20 protein-coding genes and 1 pseudogene are annotated in these 22448 nt (G+C 73.8%); 1 reads left to right on the top strand and 20 read right to left on the bottom strand.

All coding sequences use genetic code 11. The annotated features are described in order from the left end of the window. Positions 1 to 68: 68 nt before the first annotated feature. The 11 genes from KVS67_RS05235 to KVS67_RS05185 all read right to left on the bottom strand — a co-directional run bounded on the left by KVS67_RS05235 (position 69) and on the right by KVS67_RS05185 (position 12571). Complete coding sequence (locus KVS67_RS05235) at positions 69 to 1010, bottom strand: endonuclease domain-containing protein (protein WP_217564890.1); 942 nt, start codon at positions 1008 to 1010, stop codon at positions 69 to 71. A gap of 247 nt (positions 1011 to 1257) precedes the next feature. After that, positions 1258 to 2583 (bottom strand): tRNA guanosine(34) transglycosylase Tgt, encoded by a 1326-nt coding sequence (gene tgt, locus KVS67_RS05230; RefSeq protein WP_036316101.1) that lies wholly within the window; start codon positions 2581 to 2583, stop codon positions 1258 to 1260. 179 nt (positions 2584 to 2762) lie between these two features. Then, positions 2763 to 3290 (bottom strand): DUF3800 domain-containing protein, encoded by a 528-nt coding sequence (locus KVS67_RS05225; RefSeq protein ID WP_012750724.1) that lies wholly within the window; start codon positions 3288 to 3290, stop codon positions 2763 to 2765. Positions 3291 to 3387: 97 nt separating this feature from the next. Next, positions 3388 to 3924, bottom strand: coding sequence for a hypothetical protein (locus KVS67_RS05220; protein ID WP_036316098.1), 537 nt, complete (start codon positions 3922 to 3924; stop codon positions 3388 to 3390). Continuing rightward, positions 3924 to 7196, bottom strand: a complete 3273-nt coding sequence (locus tag KVS67_RS05215; protein ID WP_051995282.1) for a type ISP restriction/modification enzyme — start codon at positions 7194 to 7196, stop codon at positions 3924 to 3926. Before KVS67_RS05215 ends, KVS67_RS05220 begins: the two co-directional genes overlap by 1 nt. Positions 7197 to 7396: 200 nt before the next feature. Beyond that, positions 7397 to 8356: an ornithine cyclodeaminase family protein gene (locus KVS67_RS05210; protein ID WP_036316096.1), complete on the bottom strand. Its 960-nt coding sequence runs from the start codon at positions 8354 to 8356 to the stop codon at positions 7397 to 7399. A gap of 30 nt (positions 8357 to 8386) precedes the next feature. Beyond that, the gene (locus KVS67_RS05205; RefSeq protein WP_063189935.1) at positions 8387 to 9181 is read right to left on the bottom strand and encodes a glutamine amidotransferase; all 795 of its coding nucleotides are present in this window, start codon (positions 9179 to 9181) and stop codon (positions 8387 to 8389) included. A 74-nt stretch (positions 9182 to 9255) separates the two neighbouring features. After that, positions 9256 to 9828, bottom strand: a complete 573-nt coding sequence (locus KVS67_RS05200) for a GNAT family N-acetyltransferase (RefSeq protein ID WP_063189932.1) — start codon at positions 9826 to 9828, stop codon at positions 9256 to 9258. 117 nt (positions 9829 to 9945) lie between these two features. Beyond that, complete coding sequence (locus KVS67_RS05195; protein ID WP_230297492.1) at positions 9946 to 10845, bottom strand: DUF6707 family protein; 900 nt, start codon at positions 10843 to 10845, stop codon at positions 9946 to 9948. Positions 10846 to 10847: 2 nt separating this feature from the next. After that, complete coding sequence (locus KVS67_RS05190) at positions 10848 to 11387, bottom strand: NUDIX hydrolase family protein (RefSeq protein WP_036316089.1); 540 nt, start codon at positions 11385 to 11387, stop codon at positions 10848 to 10850. A gap of 56 nt (positions 11388 to 11443) precedes the next feature. Further along, positions 11444 to 12571 (bottom strand): NADH:flavin oxidoreductase/NADH oxidase, encoded by a 1128-nt coding sequence (locus KVS67_RS05185; RefSeq protein WP_036339859.1) that lies wholly within the window; start codon positions 12569 to 12571, stop codon positions 11444 to 11446. A gap of 125 nt (positions 12572 to 12696) precedes the next feature. On the opposite strand from KVS67_RS05185, the gene KVS67_RS05180 reads away from it, so the two are divergent. Continuing rightward, positions 12697 to 13020 carry a hypothetical protein gene (locus KVS67_RS05180; RefSeq protein WP_063189930.1) on the top strand — a complete coding sequence of 108 codons (324 nt, stop codon included), beginning with the start codon at positions 12697 to 12699 and terminating at the stop codon, positions 13018 to 13020. Positions 13021 to 13032: 12 nt separating this feature from the next. On the opposite strand, the gene KVS67_RS05175 is transcribed toward KVS67_RS05180, so the two are convergent. The 9 genes and pseudogenes from KVS67_RS05175 to KVS67_RS05135 all read right to left on the bottom strand — a co-directional run bounded on the left by KVS67_RS05175 (position 13033) and on the right by KVS67_RS05135 (position 22274). Continuing rightward, positions 13033 to 15228, bottom strand: coding sequence for a hypothetical protein (locus KVS67_RS05175; protein ID WP_063189928.1), 2196 nt, complete (start codon positions 15226 to 15228; stop codon positions 13033 to 13035). Positions 15229 to 15230: 2 nt separating this feature from the next. Further along, positions 15231 to 15836 (bottom strand): DedA family protein, encoded by a 606-nt coding sequence (locus KVS67_RS05170; RefSeq protein WP_036316081.1) that lies wholly within the window; start codon positions 15834 to 15836, stop codon positions 15231 to 15233. Continuing rightward, a complete protein-coding gene (locus tag KVS67_RS05165; RefSeq protein ID WP_063189926.1) occupies positions 15833 to 16882 on the bottom strand; it encodes a pseudouridine synthase in 1050 nt (349 codons plus the stop codon). Before KVS67_RS05165 ends, KVS67_RS05170 begins: the two co-directional genes overlap by 4 nt. Positions 16883 to 16938: 56 nt before the next feature. Beyond that, on the bottom strand, positions 16939 to 17940 hold the full coding sequence (locus tag KVS67_RS05160) for an AMP-binding protein (RefSeq protein WP_196488485.1): 1002 nt from the start codon (positions 17938 to 17940) through the stop codon (positions 16939 to 16941). A 97-nt stretch (positions 17941 to 18037) separates the two neighbouring features. After that, positions 18038 to 18514: pseudogene (locus KVS67_RS14340) on the bottom strand (AMP-binding protein); the annotation flags it as partial. Then, positions 18511 to 18978 (bottom strand): MaoC family dehydratase, encoded by a 468-nt coding sequence (locus tag KVS67_RS05150; protein ID WP_020625414.1) that lies wholly within the window; start codon positions 18976 to 18978, stop codon positions 18511 to 18513. The gene KVS67_RS05150 and the pseudogene KVS67_RS14340, both read right to left, overlap by 4 nt. 21 nt (positions 18979 to 18999) lie before the next feature. Beyond that, complete coding sequence (fabG, locus tag KVS67_RS05145; RefSeq protein WP_020625413.1) at positions 19000 to 19755, bottom strand: 3-oxoacyl-ACP reductase FabG; 756 nt, start codon at positions 19753 to 19755, stop codon at positions 19000 to 19002. Positions 19756 to 19810: 55 nt separating this feature from the next. After that, a complete protein-coding gene (locus KVS67_RS05140) occupies positions 19811 to 21025 on the bottom strand; it encodes an acetyl-CoA C-acetyltransferase (protein ID WP_020625412.1) in 1215 nt (404 codons plus the stop codon). Positions 21026 to 21071: 46 nt separating this feature from the next. Continuing rightward, on the bottom strand, positions 21072 to 22274 hold the full coding sequence (locus KVS67_RS05135; protein WP_036316076.1) for an acyl-CoA dehydrogenase family protein: 1203 nt from the start codon (positions 22272 to 22274) through the stop codon (positions 21072 to 21074). Positions 22275 to 22448: the final 174 nt, after the last annotated feature.

Genomic DNA, 22448 nt, shown 5'->3' with positions numbered 1-22448 from the left:
AGATTTCTGCTGGTGCGCACGCCCCCCCTGCCGCCGATTCGTCTGGCTCGGCGGCCGATTCGTCTGGCTCACGCAGGCAGAGGGAGCCGCAGGTGGGCGGCGAGGTCGCGCAGCAGGGCGTCGAGGTCCCGCTGGGTGACGACGCTGGCGGTCACGCGCAGCACGATCCACCCCTCGGCCTGCATCCGGCGGTGGCGCTCGATGTCACGGCGCCACTGCTGCGGGTCCGTCCGGTGATGATCGCCCTCGTACTGCACGCAGACACGGGCCTCCCGCCACACCAGGTCTGGCCGGACGGTGGACCCGTCGCTCAGCATCAGCAGCGGATTCACCTCCGGCTCCGGCACACCCGCGTCGGCCAGCGCCAGTCGGAGGAGCGTCTCGGCCCTCGAATCCGCGCCGTCCCTGAGCAGCGGCAGGGCCGCTCGCAGGGTCCGCGTCCCTCGCCTCCCGCGCACCCGCAGCACCTCCGCCTCCAGATCACGCACGGTGCACCGCGGATGCTCGCCGGGGCGACGCCGGCCGGCCGGGCCGTCCGCCCGTTGCAGCAGGCTGTCCCCGGCGGCGACGACGTCGGCCAACGGCAGACCCAGCTGCGCCAGCGCCGCCCAGGTGGCGGCCGGCGTCGTGATCCGCACCCCGGCACGCACCAGCACGGGGTCCTGCGGGTGCAGCTCATGCCCGACGACGCCGCTGCGGCGCGGCGCCCCGCCCTCGGCCCGCGTGCGCGCCAGATGGATGGGGCCGCGCTCCCACTGCCGCGGCAGCCACATCCCCCAGAGGCGAGCGGCGGTGGCGTGGGTGGCCGCGGTGCCGGGGTTCGTCCGCTGGAGGGCGCGGACGACGTCGGCCAGTGAGGGCTGACCCCCGGCGGTGTGCCGCAGCCCGTGGTGCGGGGCGTCGAACCGGGGGCCGCGCAGCTGCGAGGCCGTCAGGCCGGCCTGCAGCCCCGCGGCGACCGGGAAGACGGGGCTGAGGGTGGCGTCGTCGTGCGGAGGAGGGGCGACCATGCCGCCACCTTCTCCTTCCATGGGCGGCCCCGGCGCCGCGACCGCGAGGGCCGTGGAGGGCGAGCCGGGTCGGCGGCCCTGTGCAGGAGCCGCTGAATCGTCTGGCTCACGTCCCCCACGCGTCCGAGCGGCGCCGAGCCAGACGAATCGGTCGTGACAGCCCCCTCAGAACAGCAGAAACGTCTGGCTCGCGCCCGTCGCAGCGTGCTGGCTCCCCCCCGCAGCGTGCCGGCGCACCCAGCACCCCTCAGCCCTTCGGGGCGTAGTACCGGCCGAGGGTCTCGGCCTTGAGCTCGGCGAGCGTGCCATCCTGCATGGCCGCGCGGATCCGGTCCACGAGCGAGACCGTGAACCGCTCGTTGTGGATGGAGAGGAGCGTGTGCGCCACCATCTCCTTCGCCTTGAACAGGTGCCGCAGGTACGCGCGGGAGTAGTGGGCGCACGTATAGCAGTCGCACTCGGGGTCCAGCGGGCCGAAGTCGCGGCGGTACTTCGCCCCGGGCAGGTTGTAGCGCCCGTCGCGGGTGTAGAACGCGCCGGTGCGGGCCACACGGGTGGGGGAGACGCAGTCGAAGGTGTCGGCGCCGTTCTCGACGGCGGTGAACAGGTCATCGGGTTCGGAGATGCCCAGCAGGTGGCGCGGCTTGTCCTCGGGCAGCTCCTGCGCGCACCAGCCCACGATGGTCCCGAGGTTCTCCTTCTCCAGGGCCCCGCCGACGCCGTAGCCGTCGAAGCCGGACGCCACGCCGTCGAGCTCCCCCGCGGCCGGGAACTCGGCCCGCATCGCCGCGAGGTCGCGGCAGGCCTTGCGGCGCAGGTCCTCGTACTGGGCGCCCTGGATCACGCCGAACAGCGCCTGGTACGGCCGCGCCGCGCGGACCCCGGTGAGGCGGGCGTGCTCGTCGAGGCAGCGCTGGGCCCAGCGGCGGGTGCGCTCGAGCGCCTCCTCCTGGTAGCCGCGGGAGTTGTGCAGGGTGGTCAGCTCGTCGAAGGCGAACATGATGTCCGCGCCGAGGTTGTGCTGGATGCCCACGGACACCTCGGGGGTGAACCGGTGTCGGTCCCCGGTGAGGTGGGACTTGAACCAGACGCCGTCGTCGTCGACGTTGGCCAGGCGCTCCTTGCCGGGGGCGACGGCGTCGTCGGCGCCCTGCCCCTCGGGCGCGCCGGGGCCCTTCATGTCGATGACCTTCTTGAATCCCGAGCCGAGGCTCATCACCTGGAAGCCGCCCGAGTCCGTGAAGGTCGGCCCGGGCCAGTTCATGAACGCGCCGAGGCCGCCGGCCTCGTCCAGGAGGTCGTCACCGGGCTGCAGGTACAGGTGATACGCGTTGGCCAGCAGCGCCTGCGCGCCGAGGTCCTTCATCGACTCCGGCAGCACCGCCTTGACCGTGGCCTGCGTGGCCACCGGGATGAACGCCGGCGTCTGGATCCGCCCGTGCGGCGTGGTGATGACGCCCGTGCGGCCCAGCGGGGCGCCGTCGTGCCCGGGGGTCTCCAGGCGGTGGGTCACCTCGAAGCCGAAGTGGTCCGGGTGCGCGGGAACGGCGGGGGGCTGCGGGGTGTCGGGCATGGGATCCAGGGTAGTGGGGGCGTCCAAGCGGGGAGGCGGGGTGGAGCGGCGTGGTCCCGAACGGGATGTCCCTGTCGGGAGTCCTCAGAGGCGAGTACACTGGACATCACGGGACGCGCTTCGGCGTCTTCCGTCCAACCGGACCCCCGCCTTCGAGCGGGGGTTTCGTGTGTCTGCGTTCAAGGGGTCCAGACGTAAGAGTGCTGACGGATCTTGTTCAGCGATCGGCCGATGGCGTTCATTCGGCGAACGGCATCGCGGTGGCGCTCAGTGACATGGCGGCGGCGCTGCTCGAAGTACGTCAGGACGTCCACGGCCTGCAGCAGGCGGCTCTGGTTCGAAGGGCCGAAGTACATCGTGTCCAACAGGTGGTCGAGTGCTCCGTCGGAGAGGCCCTGGACCGAGGCGGCTCGCATGCGTCGGTAGGTCAGACGGCTGTCATCGCGGAGGTGGTGGTCATCGGCGATCACCAGGAGGCCGTCCGCACGCAGGGACGTCCTCCGGTGCACGCGGTTCAAGAGCTGAGCGGACACCACGATGTGCGGTTTGGCGTCTTCCCATCCAGGCCGCTGACGCAGCCTGTCGACGTCGACACCCTGGAAGCCGAACCACGGGGTGTGCGCGGCGATGAGTTCGACGGCGCGTTGGCTGGCCCATGCGCGGACGCCGACGGGGGCGGCAGTCCAGTCGTCCTTGCCGTTAAACACCGCAGGCCATGGAACTCGAGCTGCTCCGGCACCGCCTGCGGGTGGTCGGCTCGGAGCTGTGCATGGAGCTGGTCCAGGTCCCTTGCCTGCCTGTCCCTCAATCAGTCGCTTCAGACTCTTTCCCACTTGTCGCTGAGAGCCGACCCTGGTGGTCGCGGGACCAGCGGTCGCCAGCGGCGTCGGTGAAGGTGAAGGCGGTCACCCGGAACCGTTCGGCGTTGGTCAGCGGCCGGGGGACCACGTCCAGTTCATCCGCCTGGACGCCGTAGCCCCACTCGTTCTTGCTCAGTTCGAAGTAGGTGCGTCCTGGAGGCAGCATGGCGGCGGTGAGATCGGGAACGGGATACTTCGACGCCACCGTGGCCCGTGCCCCGTAGACCGGGACCTGGGAGGAGTTCTCCACGGCGAGGAACCAGCGCCGCGTGGGTGGGGCGCCGAACTCGTCATTGATCCGGGCGGCGACGCACATCCACGCGGCGACCTGGCGTGCCTGTTCCTGCTTTTCGCGCAGGTCCTGCCGCTCGTCGCGGCCCTTCTCGATCTGGCGCAACCGCCACGACTCCACGGCGGACCATGCCGCGGCCAGGAGCGCCAACACGGAGACCACGAGGGCGATGACGTTCGCAGCGTCCATCAGAACATCTCCTCCTGCGCAGTGGAGAAGTCCCGCTTGATCGTCTTGGGAACCTTCCGTTCGGCCGGGGTCGGTTCCGGGAGTTCGTTCGCCGGGATCAGGTCTCCGGCGAGGATCTCGTCCAAGAGGTCTGCCTGGTCGCCACCCAGTGACACGGTCTCGGTCAGCACTCGGAGCAGATCGAGCAGCTCGTCGTTCCACTCGTCTGCCCACTCGGTGGGGCGGATACGGTCCAGCGGGGTGGCTGCCTTGCCGGCGGCGCGGCCGATGCCGGTGGCCGTCCTGGCGCCGAGCCACTTGTCCAGGATGTTCATGCCGGACACGGCGAAGGCCCTGACCTCCGGACTCACGCCGGTGACGACGCCGTCCCCCACCTTTAGCCGCTGGGTTGCAGGGTCGTAGGACACGGCCCGCGGGGAGGCAGGCAAGGCCGTCACGGGGGCTTCCCAACCCAGGCCAGGAATGCGGGGTACGCGGCCGGCGGGGCGGTCTACACCAGTGAACCGCTCCCCGTAGGTCTGCAGCCACAGCAGACGCTTACCCAGCTCCACGGCACGGGCGAACAGGGCCGGGTCGACCGTCAGCGGCACGCGGACGGGGCTGCCTTCGAGGGCTTCGTCGAACCGCTGGACGTAGGCGTCATGGCCGGCGATGCCCATGACGTAGGCGGCCAGGTCTTCCGGCGTGACCTCTCGGCCGTAGCGCTCCCCCAGCAGCGGGAGCAGCCCGCCGGTGACGTTGGGCTGGGCGGCTTCAGCGTCCCGGTAGAGGGGGATGACGTCCTTGCCGCCGTAGGAGCCGACGAAGTAGTGCAGATCTGGCACCGCCGTCGCCACGGTCACGGCGGGGCCACCGCTGATGCGGGCCGTCTTGGGGGAGACAAAGAACAGCTGGCGGTCCGAGAGCGCCTGCCACAAAGCGGGGCGTTCCAAGTTGATCAATCGAGGATCGTCGAAGGTCCACTGGCGGTCGAAGGAGCGCCACGCCACCCGTGTGATCGGCCGGTGCTCAGCGTCGGCGGGCAGCGCCGCCAAGGGGGTCAGGCCGCTCACGGCGGTGTGGATGGTGCGCCCAGAGTGGCCCGTCACATACTTCTCCGCACGGGCGTCCGCGGACGGGTCAGCCAACAGCTCTCGCCACCGCCGTTGCAAGGTGTCCTGATCCGGGGCCACGGGCCAGGCGCGGTTGTACTTGATCCCGGGCTGCTGCCAGGGGAAGAGGTCCGCCAGGGCGGGCATCGCCGCCCAGTCCTCCCCGCCGCTGGCCGGTGCCAAGGGGTCGCCCGCCCCACCGGGCAGGCACTCCCATGTGCCGTCGTCGGGATCCAACCGGGCCACCTCGTCCAGGGCCGCGAACTTCTCCGCGCGCGTGCCCCGGAAGCGCCGGTAGTACACGGACGCTTCCCGGGCGGCCTTGCCGGTGCGCACCAGAGTCACGATCGCCACCGGGGTCTGGATGTCGAAGACGTTCTCCTCCTGGCGTGCCCCGCGGCCCTCGCCGCCAAGGTCCATCACCCAGATCTCACTGGCCGTCCGACGGGCCAGATCGCGCAGACCCACAAAGGCCGGGCCGGTCAGCCACGAGGACGCCGTGATGAAGGAGATGATCGCCTGGTCCCCGGGGTCCTGCTGGAACGCCTTCCAGATGGCCCACCGCCAGAAATACACGTACAGGTTGTACAGCGAGGCCTGGGCGGAGAAGATCACTCCCTGCTCCTGGGCGGGGCCGATCACGTCGTCGAACAGCGCGTCCTCGCCGTCCCCGTGCTCCACCCAGCCGCCGGTGCCGGAGGTCACCCGGTCATAGGGCGGGTTGCCGATGGCCACGGTGATGCGCCGGTCCCGCTTGATCCGGCGGGCCGCCTCGGCGGCCTCGGCGAGGACCCGCGCGTCGCCGAATAGCCCCTCCGCCATGCCCGCCGAGGGGTCCTCCAGGGTGTCCGTCAGGTACACGCCGATCTCCTCCGCCTGGAAGGCGTGACCCTGCGCCTCAGCGAGCCGCTGGCCGATGCGCAGGTGCGCCACCGAGTATGGGCCGGGCAGCAGCTCGAAGGCCAGCAGGTTCTTCGTGAGGTTCTTGGCCACCTGGGCCACCCCCGCCGGGCCGCGTTCCTCCCGGGCCGCTGCCTCCGCGCGGTCGATGACCGCCAGCGGGTAGGTGCCGGAGCCCGTCGCGGGGTCCAGCGTCACCACCGAGGGGGCGCCGAAGCCCAGGGTCTGACCGAAACGTTCCCGCAGCAGCGCGTCCACCACGCGCACCTGGCACTGCACCACACTGATCGGCGTGTAGTAGACACCCGCGCGGTTACGGGCGGCCGGGTCGTAGCGCTGGAGGAAGTCCTCGTAAAACCACAGCCACGGCTCACCACGGGAGTCCGTGGAGCGCTCGATGGCGGCCACGTCCATGCTGGACACCAGCCGCATGATGGCCCCGACCTCCGGGGCGATGTACTCCATGAGCGCCGGGATGCCGATGATCGGTCCGAGGGACGCCGCCAGAACATTGCGGTGGGCCGTCTCCAGGGCGTGCTTGGCCTCCTCGAGCGTCACCACGCCGTCGGCGTTCCGGTCCGCTTGGCCGGAGAGACCGGCGATGGCCATGGAGTAGGCCACGACCTGGGCGACGTCGCCGGCGAACTGGGCGTCCGTGGTCGTGTGATGCACCGTGTGGTCCCAGGCCGCCTTCGCCTCCCGCACCGAGCGGTAGTTGTTGGACAGGCCTTCCTGGAGGCGCTCTCGAAGGAAGCGGGCCAGCGGGGCCAGGCGGTCCGCGAGCTGGCTCACTCGGGTGATCGGCCGGGGCTGGGCCAGGGTGAACTGTTCCAGGACGGTGCGCAGGCGGTCTGCGTCCCAGCCTGCGACGCCGTCGACGGGCAGGAACGCGGTGTCCACAGGGGAGCCGGAGACATAGAGGGCGATCTCGTCTCCGTTCGAGACGAGCAGCGCGTCCAGCTGGGAGAGCAGGTCCCACTGGCCCTTCTCCCGGCCGCGCCACTTCTCTCCGATGACCGTGTGGCCGGGTGCCTTGAGTTCCACCCATCCGCAGGGGCGACCGTCGATCAGGGCGGCGAAGTCCGGGCGCACGCCGTCGAGCTGGGCCTCTCGCAGCAGGCTGAGGTCCCCAATCCCGGTGACGGAGGAGAACGCGCGCAGGAACTCGGAGACCGGGACCGTCAGCTGCGCCTCCGGCTCGGCGGAGACCCCGCTCGTGGAGGCGAGCCGCACGTCACGGGCGTACGTCTCAGCGAGCTGGGCGAGGGGTGCGTCGATCATGTGTCCTGCCTTGCAGTGAAGAGGGTGGCGCGAGTCACTCTATCCAGACGGGGCGTGCTCGACTGGGCTGACACCGCGGAGGCCGGCCGCGCCCCGCTCGTGGCGAGAAATCTGGTCGGGCTCGCCGGCGCCCTCGTCCTCCTCGCCGTCAGTCGCCGGGACACGCCCTCGGTCCGCCAGCTGGACCCGGCCGCCCCGGCTCAGCCCAGCACCTCCCGCGCCACCGCGCTCGCCACCACCAGGTCCTGCCAGGGCATGCCGGTGGTGACGAACAGGGCGGGCGCGCCCTCCCGACGACGCGCGGTCCCGGCCACGAGCTCGGCCAGCGTCACCGTGTCCTCGATCCCGGCCAGCGCGCCGGAGTCGATCGCGAGGGTCACGTCCCCGGCCTCGCGGGCGGCCGAGTCCCGCGACTCCACCGCCACGGTCGCGCGGCGGGCCAGGGCGTCGTCGGTCTCGCGGGCGTCCGTGGTGTGCGAGCCCATCGCCACGACCGTCGCGTGCTCCGGCACGAGCGTCCCGTCGAACAGCGGGGCCGTCGCGGCCGTGCACGTCACCACGACGTCCGCCTCCGCCACGGCCTCCGGGCCCGCGGCGCTCGCGGTCACGCCCAGCTCCGCTTCGATGCGCGCGGCCAGGGCGGCGGCCCGGTCGGCGTCGCGGCCCACCACGGACACCCGTTCCAGCCCGAACACGTCCTGGAAGGTGAGCGCGTGCTCCCACGCCTGCACGCCCGTGCCGACCACGACCAGGTGCCGGGGCGAGGCGTCCGCGAGCAGCCGCACCCCGAGCGCGGACACCGCGGAGGTGCGCAGGCCCGTCAGCTCGACGCCGTCCAGCACGGCCCGCGGTGCCTGGCCGGGGGTGCCCGGGGCGCCGAACAGCACGTAGACGCCCTGGATGACGGGCAGTCCGCGCTCGGGGTTGTCCGGCGTGAGGGTGAGCAGCTTGGTGTCGACCTCGGTCCCGCGCGTCGAGGGCATCTGCAGCAGCTGCCCGGCGGCGGTGGACACGCGGGTGCGGGGGGCGTCGGCCTCCGGGTCCAGGCCGGCGGCGAGGGCCGCCTCCAGCGCGTCGACGGCGGCGCGCGGGCTCAGGGCGGCGCGCACGGCGGGGCCGTCGATCCAGGGCAGGGAAGCGGTGGCGCGGTGCGTGTCCATGCAGCCACGCTACGGGGTGGGCCGGGCGGCTCAGCCGAACAGCGTGCGGAAGTTCGCCAGGATCCGGCGGGGGTGCTCGGGGTCGACGGCGGCCAGCCCCGCCACCGTGGGCTCGTACTCGCCCGGGGCGAAGTACCCGTGCTCGCGGTAGATCTCAAGGCGCTCGAGGATACCGGCCTGGTCCAGCTCCGGGTGGAACTGGGTGGCGTACTGGCGGGTGCCGAGCCGGAACATCTGCACGGGACAGTCGGCGCCCGCGGCGAGCAGCACCGCGCCGGGCGGCAGCGCGCTCATCGCCTCCTTGTGGCCCACGTACGCCGCGAACGTGCGCGGCACCCCGGCCAGCACCGGATCCGCGACACCCTCGTCGGTGAGCGTGACCTCGACGGGCGCGGCCGATTCGCCGTACGCGTTGTCCACGACGCCGCCGGCGTGCCGGCCCAGCGTGCCGACGCCGTAGCAGCAGCCGAGGAACGGCAGGTCGCGGCGCCGGACGACGTCGAGCATCCGGCCCAGCTCCGCCTCCACGGCGCGCTGCACGGGGGACTTGGTCTCCTCGGGATCGGAGCCCGTGAACGGGCTGCCGGGCAGGATCACGGCGGCGACGTCCGCGAGCTCCGCCTCCCAGTCCAGGCCGTGCGTGGCCACGTCCGGGCGCTGCACGACGCGGTCCAGGCGCAGCACCCGCAGCCGGCCCTCCGGATAGCCGCCCAGTCGCTGGACGGCCTCGACCTCGGCGGCCGCGGCGTCGTCTTCGGGGCGCGTCTGGACGAGGAGGAACGGCCGCGGATGCGGGCTCGGGATGGCGCCGGTCGGGGTGGTCATCTCGGCAGACTAGCGGGGCATCGGGCCGGGAGGGCGTGACGGCGTCGCGGGGCGTCGTCGGGGGCGGGTCGCGGTCAGCGGTCGGCCCAGGGGCGGGCGTCGGAGGCCCACGGCAGGGGACGGACGCGTTCCTCGGGCAGCGGGTCCGCGGCCAGCCGGCCGTAGAGGTGCACGTCGAGCCGCCGCCCGCCCGTGCGGAGGCGGCCGCGCTGCGTGCCTTCGTGACGGAGCCCAGCGGCCCGGGCGACGGCCCCCGCCGTCGGGCTGTCCGCCCGGTGGGCCAGTTCGATCCGTTCGAGCCCGCCCTCGGCCAGTTCGGCGTCCGCCACGGTGGTCGCCGCCCGCGACATGATCGCGTCCCCGCGCCAGCCCTGATGCAGCCAGGCGGTGAGCGCGCCGGTGCCGTGCGCCTCGTCGCGCACGACGGCGACCAGGCCGATCAGCGTGTCCGTCCCGCGCTCCACCACGGCGACGGCGTCCGTCCCCTCCGCCTGGACCAGTCCGTCGACGTAGGCGCGGGCGGAGGCGTCGTCGGTGACCTCTGCGGGATCGGCCATGCCGACGGTGCCCGCGTGGAAGGCCGCCAGGACGGCGGGCGCGTCCGTGGCGCGGAGGGGGCGGAGCTGGGCGGGTGCGGAGCCGGTCATGCCGGGAGCATAACCCCGGCAGGGGCTGGAGAGTGAGGTGCGCCACACGAGCCGGACCCCGGAGGGCGTGTCACCGGGGACGGGGCCGGCTCTCGACGCCCGTCCCGCGGCTGGGCCTCACCGGCGCGTGGCTGCCTTCGCCTCGAGCTCGTCGGCGAGGGTGCGCAGCGCGCCGAGCTCCCGGGCGATCCGGGAATCCAGGTCGGCGTCCGTGAGCGTCTCCGAGCCGCCGCGGGCACGCAGGTAGAGCAGCTGGCCGAACCGGGCCCGGCGCCACTGATACTCGGCCTCGGCGTCGCGGGCCTGCAGGGCGCGGGAGATCTCCCGGTCGTAGAGCGGCGGCTCGTTGAGCTGACGCTGGCGCACTTCGAGCACGCGGGACGCCCGGCCCGGCTCGGAGGGGACCTCGTCCGCCTCGAGCAGGCGCCGACCGAGGTTGGCGGCGGCGATGTGCTCGCCCTCCTCGCGCAGGATCAGCGACGCCAGGGACAGCGCGGCCTGGATGGACTTCCACCGCCCCACGGCCCCGTCCCACGGCAGGTTCGTCAGCAGGCCCAGGGTGGCGAGCGTGCCCTCGGTGTCCTCGTGCAGCAGGTAGAGCCGCTCGGCCATGCCGAACACGTCCTCCAGCTGGGAGCCGGAGCGCAGGTTCAACCCGTGGGAGAGCCGGGCCGCGGTGGCGGTCAGCTCGGTGTCGTCGAGGTGGCGCTTGCCGACGGCGACGATCCGCTCCTCGGGGGACCCCGCGTCCACGGGGGAGAAGGTGGTGTCCGGGACGGCCCTGCGCTCCTCCGGGCGGTCCGTGCGGACCCGGATCACGGAGCCGTGGGCGATCTTGACCTCCCGGCCGCCCTCGAGGGTGGCGATCACGAGCGCGGGGGTGCCGAAGTCGTCCCGCATCACCCGGGTCGAGGCCACGGGCGGGGCGGGCTCGCCGCGGCGGGTCAGGAAGCTGTCCCCGGGCTGCACGTCCTGGGACTTCAGATGGCGGAGGTAGCCGCCGACGACCGGTGCCATGCTCAGCGCCCCCATCCCACGTGGGCGAGGGCCTGGCGCACCAGGTCCCCGCGGCCACCGATGAACTCGGCCTGGATGTCCTCGCCGAGGGCCTCCTCGGGGGTGAGCCAGGTCAGCTCGAGCGCGTTCTGGCGCGGCTGGCACTCACCCGTCACCGGCACCACGTACACCAGGGCCACGGCGTGCTGGCGGTCGTCCGTCAGCCCGGTCTCGGACGGCGCCGGGAAGTACTCGGCGACGGTGCAGGGGACCACCGATGGCGGCAGCTGCGGGAACGCGAGCGGGCCGAGGTCCTTCTCCAGGTGGCGCATCAGCGCGGCGCGGATGGTCTCCCGGTACTGGACGCGTCCGGAGACGAACGTCCGCTGGAACGTGCCGGTCTCGTCCGCCACGTAGAGCAGGCCGATCTCGGTGACGTAGCCGAGGGAGTCCAGCCGCACCGGGATGGCCTCCACATACACCATGGGCAGCCGGCGCCGGGCCTCGTAGAGGTCCTCGTCGGACAGCCAGCCCGGATTCGGGTCGGGGGTGCGCACGCTCATGGTTCTGTTCTACCGGAGTTCCGCGCCGGGGGCACACCGGGTCCCGCGTGTTCCGCTCACCACTTGGCGCGGAAGTACTGCCGGGCCATCGGCACCTGCTCCGAAGGGACGTCGAGCGCGAGGGCGGCCGCGGTCGGCCAGTTCGGGTTCGCCAGGGCGGCGCGGCCCACGCAGACGGCGTCGGCGCGGTCCTCGTCCACCACGGCCGCGACCTCCTCGGCGCCGGTCAGCGAGCCGACGGCGGACACCACGATCCCCTCGGTGCCCTCCTTCACGGCGGTGGCCAGCGGCACCTGATAGCCCGGGCCCTGAGGGCCCTCGTAGGTGTCCCCGATGCCCGCGGAGGACAGGTCGAACCAGTGCACCTGCCCCTGCAGCTCCTGCGCCAGGCGGACGGTCTCCTCGATGCTCCAGCCGCCCTCGACCCAGTCCGAGCCGGAGATGCGGATGCCGAGGACCTTGTCCGCGGGCCACACCTCGCGCACGGCCGCCACGACCTCCTTGAGGAAGCGGGTGCGGCCCTCGAAGTCCCCGCCGTACTCGTCGGTCCGGGTGTTGGTCAGCGGCGAGAGGAACTGGTGGATGAGGTAGCCGTGGGCGGCGTGCAGCTGCACGGCGCCGAAGCCGGCACGGTCGGCGCGCTCGGCGGCGTCGGCGAAGGCCTGGACGGTCTCCCGGATCTCGTCCACCCGCATCGCGTGGGTGCGGATCTCCATGGAGTTGGTGGCCACGCCGGAGGGGGAGAGGGTCTCCCAGGAGTCGGGGCCCTCGAGGATCGGCTGCCCGGCGGGCGCGCCCGGGTGCATGGGGACGGTCGAGGCCTTGGCGCCGGCGTGACCGAGCTGGATGGCGGGCAGGGCGCCCTGGGAGGCGATGAACTCGGCGATCGGCGCCCACGCGTCCCGCTGCTCGTCGTTCCACAGGCCGGTGTCCCACGCGGAGATGCGTCCCTCGGGGGTGACGGCGGTGGCCTCGGCCACCACGATCCCGAAGCCGCCGGCCGCGCGGGCGCCCAGGTGCTGGAAGTGCCAGCCGTGGGGGACGCCGTCGCGCGCCTCGCACGAGTACTGGCACATCGGCGGCAGGATCAGGCGGTTGCGCACGCGCACGCCGTTGATCTCGATCGGTTCGAAGATCGCGGGCACGGCGGGGGCGTCGGTCTGCGGGGTGGCGGTCTGAGTCATGCACCCCACCCTACGAGCGGGTCCGGACACGGGAGGGCTCGCGTCCGCCGCGGGCGGAAGGGCGGGCCGGCCCGTGCGACGAGAGAAGTCGTCACCGCTGCTGCGTCCACCCCTACCCTGGGCCCATGCCCTCCTACCGCGCCCGCCTGCAGATCGGCGACCTCCTGCCCGGCCACCGGCCCGAAGAGGTCATGGACCTGGCCGAGGCCGCCGTCCAGGCCACGCACGTGCTCGCGGCCAAGGACATCGAGGTCGTCGCGCGCGTCCCGCGGATCGTGCTGCGCTTCACGGTGCCCGGCTCGCACCGGGCCGGCGAGGACGCCGAGGCCGCCGAGGTGGCGCGGCGGATGGCGGAGGCGGTGGCCGGCGTCGCCGTGACGGGCCGGCTGGACGTGCTCCGGCGCGACGGCGGCCGGTGGGTCCCGGTGCCCGCTGGGCCCGGGCGCTGAACGGGGACGGGCTCAGGCGCCGGCCGGGTGCGGCCGGCGGGCGGCGTCGCGCTCGATCTGGCGGGCCCAGGAGCGGCGCACGGCCGCGGCGGTGACCAGCAGCAGCGCCCCGAAGGCGGCCGCGAAGCCCACCCACGCGCTCTGCTGTGCCCCGAGCGGGCTGGGCAGCAGGCGGGGCAGGGCGAGGCAGAGCAGGGTCCAGGCCATGCCCAGGGCCACACCCAGGCGGCCGCGCCCCCCGAGCACGAGGCGCAGGGCCGCCAGCAGCAGGGCCAGCAGCACCAGCAGGGCGAGCAGCTCGGTCGGGAACCAGTCGACGTGCACACCCCAGGCGTGGAGGGCGGCGCCCACCGCGGTGGGTGCGCCGGCGAGGAGGGTGCCCAGCAGCACGCCGAACGCGCCGTCCTCGGCCACCCGTGCGACGCGGCGGGCCGCCGGGCGTGCGCCGAGCCGCCGGACCACACGGAGCATGAGGACCAGGGCGAGTAGCCACGGGACGACGTCGAGGCCCCCGGGGGCCAGGACGGCCAGGGGGAACCACAGCGCCAGCGCCAGCAGGGTCCCCGCGACCGCCCCTCGGATGCGGCGGTGCCGCGGGGACGCCCCCTGGCCCCGCCCCCACTGCCGGAGCACGTACATCCCGGTCAGCAGCCACAGCACCGGCCAGATCGCCGGGTGCAGCGGGGACAGCCCGAACACGCTCGCGCCGGGGCCGTGTCGGCCGTCGGCGGTGAGCGGGTACGCGCCGGCGTCGAGCGCGGCGAGCCCCGGGACGCGGCCGGCCAGACCGAGGCCCCACGCACCGGAGAGCACGAACAGCGCCCACACGACGGTCAGCAGCGCCTGGCCGCGTCGGTCCGCAGCGGTCGGTGAGCCGGCCGGCTCCTCGGGCGGAGCGGGGGTGTAGCCGGGGATCAGGGGCAGGGCGCCCGTGACCGGCCCCGCCGGGGAGTGGGCGATGGCCTCGGCCCGGACGGCCTGCGCCTTCGTGGAGAGTCGCTGCCGCCGCCGCCACTCGGGCAGGGCCACCCGGGCTCGGGCGAACAGCTCCTCATCGGTGAGCCGCTCTTCCGGGTCGGACAGCAGCGGCCGGTCGGCGGCGGCCGGGAAGACCTCGGGGCCCTCGAGCTCGCGCGCGGCCCGGGCGAGCGCGCGGGACTCCCGCTCCTCGTGCTCGCGACGGCGGCGGGCGGCGTCCTCCGCCGCACGGCGCTCGGCCTCCCGGGCGCGGTCCTCGAGGAGCCGGGCCTGGGCGAGGGCGCGTTCGGCGTGCAGCACGGTGTGGGCGCGGACGCGGGCGGCCTGGCGACGACGTCGCTCGGCCTCGAGGCGGGCGGCCTCCTCCGCCTCGCGACGGCGCCGCTCGGCCTCCTCGGCCCGACGGCGCCGCTCGGCCTCGACGCGTTCGGCCTCGAGGCGACGGCGTTCGGCCTCGGCCGCCTGCCGACGGCGCTCCGCCTCCGCCTCCGCCTCGAGCCGCAGCCGCTCCCGCTCGGCGAGCGCGGCCTCCTCGCGGGCCCGCCGCTCCGCCTGCACGCGGGCGCGCTCGGCGGCGACCTCCGCCTCCCGGCGGCGCCGTTCCTCCCGCTCCCGGCGGCGGGCCTCCGCCTCGGCGGCGGCACGGGCCTTCTCCTCGGCCGCCACCCGACGGCGCCGCTCGGCTTCACGCCGACGGCGCTGCTTCTCCTCCTCGCGGCGGCGGCGGGCCACCCGCGCGGCCTGGGCCCGGCGGGCCTCCTCGTCGAGGCGGGCCCGCCGGCGCTCCTCGGCCGCAGTGCGGCGGCGTGCGGCCTCCGCGGCCTTCTCCGGGTCCCGCCCCGGGGCGGGGAGGATGCGTTCGACCGTGCCGACGAGCGGGTCGGTGAAACGGGCGAGGTCCGGGCTGCCGAGGCGGTCCAGGATCTCGCTGAGGTCGCGGCGTGGGCGCTGCTGGGCGGGAGCGCCCGGAGTGCGCAGTCGGTCCATGGCGCGGTGCACATCCGCGCGGCGGTCCTCGCGCACGCGGCGCTCGGCGGCGGTCTCGGGTCGGCCCGAGCGCAGGGCGCGCTCGTGACGGCGCAGATCGCGGCGGGAGATCTCCCCGGGCGCGGCCAGGGCGCGGCGGGGGCGCTCGGCGGGGGCACGCGTCGCGTCGTCGTCGGGACGGGGCGCCGAGGCGTCCCGGAGGCGCTCGAGGGCGGCACGGGACTCGGAGGACGCGTCCTGCATGCTCACCCCTTCCGGCCCCGGCGACGGTGGGCCATGATCCCCGCGATCATCAACCCTGCAAGGGTACCGAACACCATGCCGACCACCGCGGACGCCCACCACGGCAGGCCGGTGGCCCGGCCGGTGAGCCAGCCGAGCCCCACCATGGACCCGGACCACGCGAGCGAGCCCGCCCCGGACAGCCACAGGAACACGGGCCAGCGGATCCCGCCGATCCCGGCCGCCGCCATCGACGCCGTCCGTCCGCCCGAGACGAACCGCAGCACGGACAGCCCCGCCAGGCTGCCCGCCGGGCCCACCCGCACCAGCAGAGTCCGGATCCCCCGGTGGATCCGCCGCCACCACGCCCAGCGGTCCAGGCGGTCGGCGAGGCCGTGGCGGAACAGCGCGTAGAGGCCGACGTCCCCGGCCCAGCAGCCCAGCCACGCCGCCAGCACCGCGGCCACGGGGGAGACCCGGCCCTCGGCCGCGAGCGCCCCCGAGCCGATGACCACCACCTCCGACGGGACGGGCGGGATCGGGGCGTCCAGGGCCACGAGGAGCGCGGTGAGCGGGTGGAACCACGCTCCGAGCGCGTCCATCAGGGCGGCCGGGTCCCCGCCCGTCACCGCGGTCGCTCCTGCAGCTCAGCGGGGGAGGTGAACTCCCGCTCCTCGCCCGTCACCGGGTCCGTGAAGCGCAGCGACCGGGAGAGCAGCTGCAGGGGACGCGTGACGTCGTCCGGGGCGAGGTCGAGCAGGTCCGGGTAGAACGGGTCGAACGCGATGCCCAGGCCCAGGGCGGCCAGGTGGATGCGCAGCTGGTGGGTGCGGCCCGTGCGCGGGGTGAGCCGCAGGTGCGCCACGCGCCGCCCCGCCAGCGTCCCGGCGGAGACGCCGACGCCCAGCAGCTCCACGCGGGACTCCGCGTTCGCCCCGGCGTGGGGCCGGTTCGACCGCCGGGTCCGCACCGGCGCGCCCGCGCGCCGCCCGGAGGCCGCCGCGGGGATCTCCTCCACCACGGAGCGCAGGACCCCCTTGTCCTTGCGGATCCGGCTGCGCACGGTCAGCGGGAATCGCCCCAGGACGGGGTCGGCCGGGGCGCCGGGGCCGCGGGCGCCGTCGTCGGGGGCGTCCGGCAGGAGCGCCACGGCCTCGTAGGTCTTGGCCACGGCACGCCGCTCGAAGAGCAGGTGGTAGGCGCCGCGGGTGGCCGGGTTCGCGGAGAACATCACGACGCCGGCCGTCGCCCGGTCGAGCCGGTGCAGGGGCACGAGGTCGTCGAGGCCGAGCTCGTTGCGCAGCCGCACCAGCGCGGTCTCCTGGACGAAGCGGCCGCCCGGGGTGGTGGGCAGGAAGTGCGGCTTGTGGATGACCACGAGGTGCTCGTCGCGGTGCAGGAGCGTGTGCGTCACGGGCAGCGGGGCCTCGTCGGGGACGTCCCGGTAGTACCAGAGGTCGTCGTGCACGCCGAGCGGCGTGTCCGCCGGGATGGGGGCGCCGTCCGCGGCCACGACCTGCCCGGAGGCGAAGCGCCGCCGGATGCCGTCCGGGTCCACGTGGCCGAAGCGGTCCAGGACGTACTCCTGGACGGACGCCCAGGGTCCGGAGGCGGGCAGGCGCAGGCGGGTCGCGTTGACGCCGTTACGCAGGGGAAGGGGGGAGGGGACGGCCACGTTCCCGATTCTCCCAGGAGGGGAGGACAGGGAAGCGCGGCCGTCGTCGCGGGCGGCTACGGCGTCGCGGAGTGCGACTCGGGGGAGGCCGGCTCGGCCAGCGTGGTCGCCAGGTCCCGCTTGCGGATCTTGCCGGTGGCGGTCTTGGGGAGGCTGTCCACCACGACCACCTCGCGCGGGTACTTGTACGCCGCCAGGGAGACCTTGGCGTGCTCGATGACCCCCGCCGGGGTCACGCTCATGCCCGGCCGGGTGCTCACGACCGCCACCACCTCGCTGCCGAGGGAGGGGTGCGGACGCCCCACCACGGCCACCTCGGAGACCGCCGGGTGCGTGGCGATGACCTCCTCCACCTCGCGGGGGTACACGTTGTACCCGCCGCGGAGGATGAGCTCCTTCTTGCGGTCCACCACGTAGATGAACCCGTCCTCGTCCCGGTACCCCATGTCCCCGGTGCGCAGCCACCCGTCCACGAGGGTGGCCGCCGTGGCCTCGGGGTTGCGGTAGTAGCCCTTCATGATGGTGGGGCCGCGGAAGAGCAGCTCCCCCACCTGGTCCTCCCCGGGGCCGAGCAGGTGTCCCTCCGCGTCCACCACGCGGCACTCGGTGCCCCACAGCGGCTTGCCGATGGACATGACGCGGCGCTCCTCCCGGGAGACGTTCACCGCCACCGAGCTGGTCGACTCGGAGAGGCCGTACCCCTCCAGGATGGTCGCCCGCGGGAACTTCGCCTCGAAGCGCCGCAGCACCTCCTGGGGCAGGGCCGAGCCTCCGGAGACCACCTGGCTCACGGACGAGAGGTCCCGCCCGGTGTCGGGGTCCTCCACCATGCCGATCAGCATGGTCGGCACGGCGGAGATGCGGGTGATCCCGTGGCGCTCCACCAGGTCGAGCGCGGCGGCGGCGTCGAAGCGGGGGAGCAGGACCATGGTGCAGGCGTGGCGGACGCAGATGTTCAGCACGCTCGTGAGCCCGTACACGTGGAAGAAGGGCAGCACGGCCAGGACCACGTCGTCGGGCCGGATCGGGATGCGCGCGCCGGAGACCGTCGTGTTCATGTAGATGCCGAAGTGGGTGAGCTCGGCGCCTTTGGGGGGGGCCGGTCGTGCCGCTCGTGTAGATGATCACCGCGGTGTCGTCGGCCTGGGTGGGGGCCATGTCCACCGAGGGGCCGGGGGCCAGCAGCTCCGCGAAGTCCCGGGTCCCCGCGGGCCGCTCCCCGGCGCCCGTGGAGACCACGTACACCGTCGGACCGCCGTCGGACCCGCCCGCCTGGGCCGCGCCCTTGACCGCCGCCTCGGCCGCCGTATCCACGGTGATGAGCACGGCCGTGTCCGAGTCGGACAGGTGATGGGCGATCTCGCGCGGCGTCAGCAGGGGGTTGAGGGGGACCATGACGAAGCCGGCACGGACGAGGCCGAAGTAGGCGAACAGGAACTGCGGGATGTCCGGGAGCTGCACCGCCACCGAGGTGCCCGGGGCCAGGCCCAGCCCGCTGAGGTTCGCGGCCACCAGGTCGGCGGCGGCGTCCACCTCCGCGTAGATCCAGGCACGGTCGCCCAGGATCACGCAGGGGCGGTCCGGGTGCTCGGCGGCGCTCTCGCGCAGGAGCACGGAGATGTTGAACGTCATGACGCGTCCTTTCCCGGGCGGAGGAGGAAGAGCGAGTCCGACACGCAGGCCGGCTTCGCCACTCCCTCGATCTCCACGGTGGTGGTCACCATGGCCAGCGCCCCCTGGGGGCCGCGGTCCAGGCGGGTGAGCTCGGCGCCGGCGCGGATGCGCGCGCCGACGGGGGTCGGATGGGGGAAGCGGACCCGGTCCGATCCGTAGTTGACGACCATGGCCATCCCCTCCACCCGGTAGATCTCCCGCACCATCGAGGGCAGCAGCGCGAGGGTGAGGAAGCCGTGGGCGACCGTCGAGCCGAAGGGTCCCCGGGCCGCCCGCTCGGGGTCCACGTGGATCCACTGGTGGTCGTCGGTCGTGTCCGCGAACAGGTCCACCTGCTCCTGGGTGACGGTGCGCCAGCGGCTGTGGCCCAGGTGGGTGCCCACGGCCCGCTCGAACTCGTCCAGTCCGTCGAAGGTCTGCATGGCGTTCTCCTCGTGGGGGGCTCAGGCCTTGGGTCCGCCGGCCACGTAGAGGACCTGGCCCGAGATGAAGGAGGCCTCCTGGCGGGCGAAGAAGGAGGCCGCGGCGGCGATGTCCTCGGGGGTGCCGGTGCGGGCGACGGGGATCTGCTCCGCCGCCTTGGCCACGTACGTCTCGTAGGGGACGCCGATCCGCTCGGCGGTGGCCCGGGTCATGTCCGTCTCGATCAGGCCCGGCGCGATGGCGTTCACCGTGATCCCGAAGCGGCCCAGCTCGATAGCGACGGACTTGGTGAAGCCCTGGATCCCGGCCTTGGCCGCGGCGTAGTTCGCCTGCCCCCGGTTGCCCAGCGCGGACGTGGAGGAGATGTTCACGATCCGCCCCCACCCCTGCTCCGTCATATGGCGCTGGGCGGCGCGGGTCATGAGGAAGTGCCCGCGCAGGTGCACGTCCATCACCGTGTCCCAGTCCTGGGCGCTCATCTTGAACAGCAGGTTGTCCCGGAGCACGCCCGCGTTGTTGATCAGCACGGCGGGCGCACCCAGCTCGGCGACGACGGCGTCCATCACCTGGGCGACCGACTCCTCCCGGGCGACGTCGGCGGCGAAGGCGCGGGCCGTCCCGCCGGCCTCCTCGATCTGCCCGACGACGTCGGCGCACGCCTCGGCCGAGAGGTCGACGGCGGCGACGGCGAAGCCGTCCTCCGCCATGCGTCGGGCCAGGGCGGCGCCGATGCCGCGCGCGGCTCCGGTGACGACGGCGATGCGGGGCTCGGTCATGGGGTTCCTCCGGGAGGGTCGGTGCGGGTGCGGGTGCGGACGGGGCGGGAAGGACTCAGGACAGGCGCTCGATGACCATCGCCATGCCCTGGCCGCCGCCGACGCACATGGTCTCGAGGCCGATGTGCTTGTCGTGCTCGCGCAGCGAGTTCAGCAGGGTGGCGGTGATCCGGGCTCCGGTCATACCCCAGGGATGGCCCAGCGCGATTGCCCCGCCGTTGACGTTGAGCTTGTCCAGGGGGATCCCCAGGTCCTCGGCGGAGGGGAGCACCTGCGCCGCGAACGCCTCGTTGATCTCCACGAGGTCGACGTCGTCGATGCTCATCCCGGCCCGCGCCAGCGCCTGCCGGGACGCCTCCACGGGGCCCAGGCCCATGATCTCGGGAGAGAGGGCGGAGAGGCCCGTGGACACGATCCGGGCGAGCGGGGTCAGCCCCAGCTCGGCGGCGCGAGTGTCGCTCATGACGACGAGCGCCGCGGCGCCGTCGTTGAGGGGGCAGGCGTTGCCGGCGGTGACGGTGCCGTCGGGCCGGAAGACGGGGTTCAGCTGGGAAACGGCCTCGAGCGTGGTGCCCGCGCGCGGGCTGTCGTCCCGGGTGACCCGGATGCCGTCGGGCAGGACGAGCGGGGAGATCTCCCGGTCCCAGAAGCCGGAGGCCTGGGACTTCTCCGTGAGCTGCTGGGAGCGCACGGCGTACTCGTCCTGGGCCTGGCGGGAGACGCCACGCAGCTGCGCCACGTTCTCAGCCGTCTGGCCCATGGCGATGTAGACGTCCGGCAGCTCGCCCTCCTCGGCGGGGTCCGTCCACACGGGGGCGTCGCCCTCGGCCCGGCGGGCCGAGCGCTCCCACGCGGAGCGGAACGCCGGGTTGCGGGTGTCCTCGTCGGAGGCGCCGCGGTCCAGCCGGCTGGCCGACTCGACGCCGGCGGAGACGAACACGTCCCCCTCCCCGGCGCGGATGGCGTGGAACGCCATGCGGGTGGACTGCAGGCTGGATGAGCAGAAGCGGGTGATGGTGGTGCCGGGCACGGAGGGCAGGCCGGCCAAGACCGCGACCACGCGGCCGAGGTTGCCGCCCTGCTCCCCGCCGGGGGCGCCGCAGCCCAGGATGAGGTCCTCGACCTCGGCGCGGTCCAGCTCGGGGACCCGGTCCAGGGCGGCGGTGACCATCTGGGCGGCCATGTCGTCGGCGCGCAGGTCGCGGAGGGACCCCTTGCGGGCGCGGCCGATGGGGGAGCGGACGGCGGAGACGATGACGGCTTCAGGCATGGTGGTGCTCCTTCGGGAAGGGGGGCGGGGAGAGGGCGGGGAGGTCTCAGGCGAAGGCCGACACGCCGGTGATGGCGCGGCCGACGATCAGCGACTGCATGGAGTCGGTGCCCTCGTAAGTGTAGACGACCTCCATGTCCGTCAGATGGCGGGCGACGTGGTTCTCCAGCAGCAGCCCGTTCCCTCCCAGGATGTCCCGGGCCATGGAGGTCACCCGGCGGGCCTGGCGCGCGGCCGACATCTTCGCGAGCGAGGCCATCGGGCCGGTCAGGCGACCCTGGTCCTGCAGCTCCAGGAGGCGGAAGCACGTGAGCTTGATGTTGGTGACGTCGGCCAGCATGGTGGCCAGCTGCCCCTGGACCAGCTGGTGGCCGGCGATCGGCTTGCCGAACTGGACGCGCTGCCCGGCGTAGGCGACGGCGGCCTCGTACGCGGCGACGGCGTGGCCGAGCGTCTCGACGGCCACGCCGCCGCGGGTCGTGCTCAGGACGCGGTTGACGTCCTTGAAGGAGGAGCAACCGGGGAGCCGGTCCGCCTCGGGGATGCGCAGGCCGGAGATCACGATGTCCGGCTGGAGGATCGCGCGCTTGCCGATCTTGCCGGTGATCACGGTCGGCTCGAAGCCGGCGGGGAACTCCGTGTCCGGCTCCCGCTCCAGCACGAACGCCTTCACCTGGCCGTCGGCCACGTCGCGGGCGTAGATGACGATGACGTGGGCGTAGGAGGCGTTGCCGATCCAGCGCTTCGCGCCGTCGAGCACCCAGGTGTCGCCCTCTCGGCGGGCGGTGGTCTCGAGGGCCACCGAGTCGGACCCGTGGTCGGGCTCGGTGAGCGCGAAGGCGCCGATCATCTCCATCCGGGCCATCCGGGGCAGCCAGCGCTCCTTCTGCTCGTCCGAGCCGAAAGCGTTGATCGAGCCCATCGCCAGCCCGGAGTGCACCCCGAAGAAGGTGTTGAAGGATCCGTCCCCGCGGGCCAGCTCCATCGACACCAGGGCTCCGGCCATGCGGCTCATGCCGGGGCAGCCGTACCCCTCGATGACGGTGCCCGCCACGTTCAGCTCCGCCAGCTTGGGCACGAGCTCGAACGGGAACTCGGCGCGCTCCCAGTAGTCGTTGATGACGGGCATGAGCTCGGCGTCGACGAACGCGCGGACGCGGTCGCGCACCTCGCGCTGCTCCTCCGTCAGCTCGTCGTCGAGGAGGTAGATGTCGTGGTCGGGCAGGACGCCCGAGCGGGTCTCGCTCATGTCGGCTCCTCTGGGGGGGCTCGGGTGGGATGGGTCCGGGTGCGGACGAGGTCTCCGCCCACCGTATGACCGGCGCCACAGTGGCACTATGGGCACGGAGCACAGAGTCGGTTGTGCAGCCAGGACACGAGTCCCGCCCGGCCGGACGCCGCCGGCGGGGGCGGCGAGGAGGAC

It is taken from the genome of Micrococcus sp. GbtcB5 (genome assembly GCF_019091605.1).
In the GTDB taxonomy this organism is placed as follows: Bacteria; Actinomycetota; Actinomycetes; order Actinomycetales; family Micrococcaceae; genus Micrococcus; species Micrococcus luteus.
The sequence above is the reverse complement of the archived record's forward strand: the minus strand, read 5'-3'. Positions and strand labels throughout refer to the sequence as shown.

Excerpts from the sequence above, each read along its gene's own strand:
- KVS67_RS05235 (WP_217564890.1), bottom strand. The coding sequence starts at position 1,010 with ATGGTCGCCCCTCCTCCGCACGACGACGCCACCCTCAGCCCCGTCTTC.
- tgt (WP_036316101.1), bottom strand. The coding sequence starts at position 2,583 with ATGCCCGACACCCCGCAGCCCCCCGCCGTTCCCGCGCACCCGGACCAC.
- KVS67_RS05220 (WP_036316098.1), bottom strand. The coding sequence starts at position 3,924 with ATGGACGCTGCGAACGTCATCGCCCTCGTGGTCTCCGTGTTGGCGCTC.
- KVS67_RS05215 (WP_051995282.1), bottom strand. The coding sequence starts at position 7,196 with ATGATCGACGCACCCCTCGCCCAGCTCGCTGAGACGTACGCCCGTGAC.
- KVS67_RS05210 (WP_036316096.1), bottom strand. The coding sequence starts at position 8,356 with ATGGACACGCACCGCGCCACCGCTTCCCTGCCCTGGATCGACGGCCCC.
- KVS67_RS05205 (WP_063189935.1), bottom strand. The coding sequence starts at position 9,181 with ATGACCACCCCGACCGGCGCCATCCCGAGCCCGCATCCGCGGCCGTTC.
- KVS67_RS05200 (WP_063189932.1), bottom strand. The coding sequence starts at position 9,828 with ATGACCGGCTCCGCACCCGCCCAGCTCCGCCCCCTCCGCGCCACGGAC.
- KVS67_RS05195 (WP_230297492.1), bottom strand. The coding sequence starts at position 10,845 with ATGGCACCGGTCGTCGGCGGCTACCTCCGCCATCTGAAGTCCCAGGAC.
- KVS67_RS05190 (WP_036316089.1), bottom strand. The coding sequence starts at position 11,387 with ATGAGCGTGCGCACCCCCGACCCGAATCCGGGCTGGCTGTCCGACGAG.
- KVS67_RS05185 (WP_036339859.1), bottom strand. The coding sequence starts at position 12,571 with ATGACTCAGACCGCCACCCCGCAGACCGACGCCCCCGCCGTGCCCGCG.
- KVS67_RS05180 (WP_063189930.1), top strand. The coding sequence starts at position 12,697 with ATGCCCTCCTACCGCGCCCGCCTGCAGATCGGCGACCTCCTGCCCGGC.
- KVS67_RS05175 (WP_063189928.1), bottom strand. The coding sequence starts at position 15,228 with ATGCAGGACGCGTCCTCCGAGTCCCGTGCCGCCCTCGAGCGCCTCCGG.
- KVS67_RS05160 (WP_196488485.1), bottom strand. The coding sequence starts at position 17,940 with ATGAACACGACGGTCTCCGGCGCGCGCATCCCGATCCGGCCCGACGAC.
- KVS67_RS05150 (WP_020625414.1), bottom strand. The coding sequence starts at position 18,978 with ATGCAGACCTTCGACGGACTGGACGAGTTCGAGCGGGCCGTGGGCACC.
- fabG (WP_020625413.1), bottom strand. The coding sequence starts at position 19,755 with ATGACCGAGCCCCGCATCGCCGTCGTCACCGGAGCCGCGCGCGGCATC.
- KVS67_RS05140 (WP_020625412.1), bottom strand. The coding sequence starts at position 21,025 with ATGCCTGAAGCCGTCATCGTCTCCGCCGTCCGCTCCCCCATCGGCCGC.
- KVS67_RS05135 (WP_036316076.1), bottom strand. The coding sequence starts at position 22,274 with ATGAGCGAGACCCGCTCGGGCGTCCTGCCCGACCACGACATCTACCTC.